The sequence below is a fragment of the Virgibacillus sp. GM2-2 genome (assembly GCF_055329585.1).
The window spans coordinates 1-229 of record NZ_JBUZWC010000182.1 but is presented as its reverse complement, the minus strand read 5'-3'; the positions used below and the strand labels follow the sequence as shown (position 1 = coordinate 229).

The 229-nt window shown below is 57.6% G+C and carries 1 protein-coding gene; it reads right to left on the bottom strand.

Annotated elements, in window-relative coordinates; genetic code table 11:
• Positions 1-31: 31 nt before the first annotated feature.
• On the bottom strand, positions 32-229 hold a 198-nt coding region (locus tag ACY9Z2_RS19465; RefSeq protein WP_463611319.1), incomplete at its 5' end, for a hypothetical protein.

The following is a 229-nucleotide window of genomic DNA, read 5'->3' as shown; positions in this document are numbered from 1 at the left end:
ACCGCTCGTATCTCTGATCCGGAAAGTTTTACTACTCCAGCACTGGAGCACGAGGCCAGCGGAACTCCAGGCAGAGGGTTTGGCCCCCCTCAAACGGCCTGCTCTTCGCCAATGGCACGATCCTGACCGAGGCTTGTGGACTTGGGATGACGTACTGCTGGACAAGCCAAGCGGAAAGAACGCGACGATCGTCGCCGTGTTCAAGACTGCGGCCGATGACATTCAGAAT